This window comes from Enterococcus sp. DIV0774 (assembly GCF_050539095.1).
In the GTDB taxonomy this organism is placed as follows: Bacteria; Bacillota; Bacilli; order Lactobacillales; family Enterococcaceae; genus Enterococcus; species Enterococcus faecalis.
In genome coordinates, this window is record NZ_CP172923.1 from 206,253 (window position 1) to 212,500 (window position 6,248).

The following is a 6,248-nucleotide window of genomic DNA, read 5'->3' on the forward strand; positions in this document are numbered from 1 at the left end:
GAGGAAAAAGAATGGAAGATTATTTAGTAAAAGCCCTTTGTTATAAAGGTTCAATTCGAGCATATGCCATCAGTGCCACTGAAACTGTTAGCGAAGCGCAAAGAAGACATGATACATGGAGTTCTTCTACCGCAGCGTTAGGGCGCACATTGATTGGAGCCCTTTTACTAGGAGCGACTTTAAAAGGTGACGATAAATTAACTGTAAAAGTACAAGGAAATGGCCCAGCTGGCGCTATTATTGTCGATAGTAATGGCCGTGGAGAAACAAAAGGCTACATTAAAAATCCACATGTCAGCTTAAAGTTGAATGCAACAGGTAAAATTGATGTACGTGGCGCTGTCGGTAACGAAGGAATTTTCACAGTCATTAAAGATTTAGGATTAAAAGAAACCTTTTCTGGACAAACACCTATTGTTTCTGGTGAAATCGGTGAAGACTTTACATATTTTATGGCGGTCTCTGAACAAGTTCCTTCAGCTATCGGTTTAGGTGTATTGGTGGACACGGATGAATCTGTGAAAGCAGCCGGTGGTTTTATGATTCAAGTAATGCCAGGTGCCGATGAAAGTACCATTGATTTTATTGAACAGCGTCTAGCGGAAGTGCCACCAATTTCACAATTACTAGAAAATGGAGAAACACCTGAACAAGTCTTGTATCGCTTATTGGGAGAAGACGAAGTAGAAATTTTAGAAAAAATGCCTGTACAATTTAAATGTGACTGTTCCAAAGAAAAATTTGCGACCGCTTTGATTGCTGTTGGGATCGATGAATTAAATGCGATGATTGATGAAGATCATGGAGCAGAAGCAGTTTGTCAATTCTGTAACAATAAATATCACTATAGTGAAGAAGAATTAATTGAACTTCGCGATGAAGCGATTCGCAATACGAAACAAAAGTAGGAGGAAAGACTATGTGGAAAATTGGAGACGTTGAAATCCCCAACCGTGTTGTCGTAGCTCCGATGGCGGGTATTAGTAACGCCGCTTTTCGTGTGACTGTAAAAGAATTTGGCGCAGGATTAGTCGTTTGTGAAATGATTAGCGATAAAGGGATTAAATTAAGAAACAAAAAAACCTTAGAAATGCTATATATTGATGAGCGAGAATATCCTTTAAGTGTACAAATTTTTGGTGGAGATAAAGAAACATTAGTGGAAGCTGCTAAGTTTGTGGAAGAAAATACGCAAGCGGCGATTATTGATATTAACATGGGTTGCCCTGTCAATAAAATAATTAAAGCTGAAGCTGGTGCGAAATGGTTGCTGGATCCGAATAAAGTGCATGAGATGGTTCACGCAGTCTCTTCGGCAGTTTCTTTGCCTGTCACTGTAAAAATGCGAACAGGCTGGGATGAAGATCATCTATATGCTGTAGACAACGCTTTGGCTGCCGAACAAGCAGGCGCTTCGGCAATTGCTATGCATGGTCGGACACGTGTCCAAATGTACGAAGGGACAGCCAACTGGGACGTTTTAAAGGAAGTGAAAAAGCATTTAACCATTCCTTTTATGGGAAATGGCGATGTCAAAACGCCTGAAGATGCTAAACGCATGTTAGAATATGTTGGAGCGGATGGTGTGATGATTGGTCGAGCTGCTTTGGGCAATCCTTGGATGATTCAACGGACGAAAGAATACTTGGAAACGGGTGAATTGATGCCTGAGCCTTCACCAGCTGAAAAAATTAACATTGCAAAAGTTCATTTACAACGATTAGTGGATTTAAAAGGTGAAAAAATTGCGGTCCGTGAGTTTCGCCAACATGCTTCTTACTATCTAAAAGGAATCTCGCGAGCGGCCAAAGTCAAAGTTGCGATTAACCAAGTTGAAACACAACAAGCAGTTGTCGATTTACTTGATGCCTTTGTAGAGAAGATTTCCAAAGTTGCTGTAACTACTATAGAAGAATAAAAAATTCAAGCCGAAAGTAAAATTCGGCTTGCTTTTTTTCGAATTACTGTGGCATTATTAGGATAGGTTAAAATCAAGAATGGAGGAACAACAGTGGCAGAAGAACAACAAGCGCATTTAGAGGATTTAAATGATCAAATGCTCGTGCGCCGCGAAAAAATGGAAGCTTTACGTGAAGAAGGGATTGATCCTTTCGGTAAACGTTTCGATCGCACTCATAATTCAGCAGAACTTCATGAACAATATGATAATCATACAAAAGAAGAACTTAGTGAAATGAATACAGAAGTCAGCGTTGCTGGACGTATGATGACAAAACGTGGTAAAGGAAAAGCTGGTTTCGCCCATTTGCAAGACCGTGAAGGCCAAATTCAAATTTATGTTCGGAAGGACCAAGTTGGAGACGAAGCCTATGAACTATTTAAACATGCTGACTTAGGCGACTTCTTTGGTGTGACAGGTCAAGTAATGAAAACCAATACGGGGGAAGTTACTGTTAAAGCTCAAACAATTACGTTATTAACTAAAGCTTTGCGTCCGTTGCCAGATAAATACCATGGATTAACGAATGTGGAACAACGCTATCGTCAACGCTATTTGGATTTAATCAGTAACAAAGAAAGCTTTGATCGTTTCATGAAACGCAGTCAAATTATTAGCGAAATCCGTCGTTATCTAGATGGCAATGGCTATGTCGAAGTAGAAACGCCTGTCTTGCATAACGAAGCAGGAGGAGCTGCTGCTCGTCCATTTATCACACACCATAATGCATTAGATATGGACTTATACTTACGCATTGCACTAGAGTTACATTTAAAACGTTTAATTGTCGGTGGCATGGAAAAAGTATATGAAATTGGTCGTGTCTTCCGTAATGAAGGAATCGATACCACTCATAACCCAGAATTTACAATGCTAGAAGCTTATACCGCTTATACTGATTATCAAGATGTGATGGATTTAACAGAGGGAATTATCCGTAATGCTGCGGAAAAAGTCTTAGGAACTACTGATATCACGTACGATGGTCAAGCGGTTGATTTAGGTAGTCCTTTCAAACGTCTACACATGGTAGATGCGGTCAAAGAACAAACGGGCGTAGATTTTTGGCAAGAGATGACGATAGAAGAAGCCCGTACGTTGGCTAAAGAACATAATGTTGAAATTACAGATGCTATGACAGTCGGTCATATCATTAATGAATTTTTCGAAACATTTGTAGAAGATACATTGCAACAACCAACATTTATTTATGGTCACCCAGTCGCTGTTTCACCATTAGCGAAGAAAAATCCAGAAGATGGTCGTTTCACTGACCGCTTTGAACTATTTATTATCGGAAAAGAGTTTGCTAATGCATTTACAGAATTAAATGATCCGATTGACCAACGTGAACGTTTTGAAGAACAAGAAAAAGAACGGGAACAAGGAAATGATGAAGCACACGGAGTAGATGAAGATTTCATCGAAGCCTTAGAATATGGCTTGCCACCAACCGGAGGATTAGGTATTGGGATTGATCGACTAGTTATGTTATTAACCGATGCACAATCAATTCGTGATGTCTTGCTATTCCCAACAATGAGATAAAAAAAGATGCCCTTAAGGGCATCTTTTTTTTTTTATTCGCAAAAAATTAAATAAAAAAAGAATAGAAAAACAATTGAAACCAATTCTTTTTTTCTAAAAAAATCGAAGATGGGTAATAAAAAGAATGGGTAATCTGATAAAAAAACGAACTTTATCTAATCGAATAAGAAAGAATAATCGGTATTGAAAAAAAGTTTAAAAAAAGTGAAAATAATGATTGACCAATGCTTGAAATCTTGGTATATTATTACATGTCGCAAGGCGAGTCACACAGCTGAGCGATTCAGAAATCAATAATTAAATAACAATTCTTGATTTCAAATCTCTCGAAAAAAGTTTGAAAAAACAACAAAAAAGTTGTTGACAAATAACAAACGAGATGATAAGATATAGAAGTTGTCACAACAGACGACAACAACCGAGCAAAACAACTTAAAAAAACTTTTTCAAAAAAGTTCTTGACATTCAAACGGAAGTTTGTTATGATATAAAAGTTGCTGCGAGGTAACGTAGACCTTTGAAAACTGAACAAAGAATAGACGAACCAAATGTGTAGGGCGTCTTGATTCAATTCAAGACAACAAACATTTTTAACAAGCAAGCAATATGCTAGCAAACAAATTGAGCTTAACAATCGCAAGATTGTTCTAACTTTTATTATGAGAGTTTGATCCTGGCTCAGGACGAACGCTGGCGGCGTGCCTAATACATGCAAGTCGAACGCTTCTTTCCTCCCGAGTGCTTGCACTCAATTGGAAAGAGGAGTGGCGGACGGGTGAGTAACACGTGGGTAACCTACCCATCAGAGGGGGATAACACTTGGAAACAGGTGCTAATACCGCATAACAGTTTATGCCGCATGGCATAAGAGTGAAAGGCGCTTTCGGGTGTCGCTGATGGATGGACCCGCGGTGCATTAGCTAGTTGGTGAGGTAACGGCTCACCAAGGCCACGATGCATAGCCGACCTGAGAGGGTGATCGGCCACACTGGGACTGAGACACGGCCCAGACTCCTACGGGAGGCAGCAGTAGGGAATCTTCGGCAATGGACGAAAGTCTGACCGAGCAACGCCGCGTGAGTGAAGAAGGTTTTCGGATCGTAAAACTCTGTTGTTAGAGAAGAACAAGGACGTTAGTAACTGAACGTCCCCTGACGGTATCTAACCAGAAAGCCACGGCTAACTACGTGCCAGCAGCCGCGGTAATACGTAGGTGGCAAGCGTTGTCCGGATTTATTGGGCGTAAAGCGAGCGCAGGCGGTTTCTTAAGTCTGATGTGAAAGCCCCCGGCTCAACCGGGGAGGGTCATTGGAAACTGGGAGACTTGAGTGCAGAAGAGGAGAGTGGAATTCCATGTGTAGCGGTGAAATGCGTAGATATATGGAGGAACACCAGTGGCGAAGGCGGCTCTCTGGTCTGTAACTGACGCTGAGGCTCGAAAGCGTGGGGAGCAAACAGGATTAGATACCCTGGTAGTCCACGCCGTAAACGATGAGTGCTAAGTGTTGGAGGGTTTCCGCCCTTCAGTGCTGCAGCAAACGCATTAAGCACTCCGCCTGGGGAGTACGACCGCAAGGTTGAAACTCAAAGGAATTGACGGGGGCCCGCACAAGCGGTGGAGCATGTGGTTTAATTCGAAGCAACGCGAAGAACCTTACCAGGTCTTGACATCCTTTGACCACTCTAGAGATAGAGCTTTCCCTTCGGGGACAAAGTGACAGGTGGTGCATGGTTGTCGTCAGCTCGTGTCGTGAGATGTTGGGTTAAGTCCCGCAACGAGCGCAACCCTTATTGTTAGTTGCCATCATTTAGTTGGGCACTCTAGCGAGACTGCCGGTGACAAACCGGAGGAAGGTGGGGATGACGTCAAATCATCATGCCCCTTATGACCTGGGCTACACACGTGCTACAATGGGAAGTACAACGAGTCGCTAGACCGCGAGGTCATGCAAATCTCTTAAAGCTTCTCTCAGTTCGGATTGCAGGCTGCAACTCGCCTGCATGAAGCCGGAATCGCTAGTAATCGCGGATCAGCACGCCGCGGTGAATACGTTCCCGGGCCTTGTACACACCGCCCGTCACACCACGAGAGTTTGTAACACCCGAAGTCGGTGAGGTAACCTTTTTGGAGCCAGCCGCCTAAGGTGGGATAGATGATTGGGGTGAAGTCGTAACAAGGTAGCCGTATCGGAAGGTGCGGCTGGATCACCTCCTTTCTAAGGAATATTACGGAAATACACATTTCGTCTTTACTTTGTTCAGTTTTGAGAGGTCTACTCTCAAAACATTCGTTCATTGAAAACTGGATATTGAAGTAAAAAGAATCAAAACAAACCGAGAACACCGCGTTGAATGAGTTTTTTAATAAGTTCAATTGCTTATTTATTGATTAACCTTCTATCGCTAGAAGAAGTGATCAAGACCCAACCGTAAGGTTGATAAGGTTAAGTGAATAAGGGCGCACGGTGGATGCCTTGGCACTAGGAGCCGATGAAGGACGGGACTAACACCGATATGCTTTGGGGAGCTGTAAGTAAGCTATGATCCAGAGATTTCCGAATGGGGGAACCCAATATCTTTTATAGGATATTACTTTTCAGTGAATACATAGCTGATTAGAGGTAGACGCAGAGAACTGAAACATCTTAGTACCTGCAGGAAGAGAAAGAAAATTCGATTCCCTGAGTAGCGGCGAGCGAAACGGGAAGAGCCCAAACCAACAAGCTTGCTTGTTGGGGTT

General features: G+C 42.2%; 3 protein-coding genes and 2 rRNA genes (1 of these 5 only partly in view). All 5 read left to right on the forward strand.

What is annotated here, in order from left to right; translation table 11 throughout:
- Positions 1-11: 11 nt before the first annotated feature.
- Positions 12-908, forward strand: coding sequence for an Hsp33 family molecular chaperone HslO (hslO, locus tag IGL86_RS01020; RefSeq protein ID WP_002359370.1), 897 nt, complete (start codon positions 12-14; stop codon positions 906-908).
- Positions 909-919: 11 nt separating this feature from the next.
- Complete coding sequence (gene dusB, locus IGL86_RS01025) at positions 920-1,918, forward strand: tRNA dihydrouridine synthase DusB (protein WP_002356263.1); 999 nt, start codon at positions 920-922, stop codon at positions 1,916-1,918.
- A gap of 93 nt (positions 1,919-2,011) precedes the next feature.
- On the forward strand, positions 2,012-3,508 hold the full coding sequence (gene lysS / locus IGL86_RS01030; RefSeq protein WP_010707990.1) for a lysine--tRNA ligase: 1,497 nt from the start codon (positions 2,012-2,014) through the stop codon (positions 3,506-3,508).
- A 655-nt stretch (positions 3,509-4,163) separates the two neighbouring features.
- Positions 4,164-5,724: ribosomal RNA gene (locus IGL86_RS01035) — 16S ribosomal RNA — on the forward strand.
- 226 nt (positions 5,725-5,950) lie between these two features.
- Positions 5,951-6,248, forward strand: a 23S ribosomal RNA gene (locus tag IGL86_RS01040) (it continues 2,615 nt past the right edge of the window).
- Together the 16S and 23S rRNA genes form the textbook arrangement of a ribosomal RNA operon.

Coding starts and splice junctions, on each gene's coding strand:
- hslO (WP_002359370.1), top strand. CDS start 12: ATGGAAGATTATTTAGTAAAAGCCCTTTGTTATAAAGGTTCAATTCGA.
- dusB (WP_002356263.1), top strand. CDS start 920: ATGTGGAAAATTGGAGACGTTGAAATCCCCAACCGTGTTGTCGTAGCT.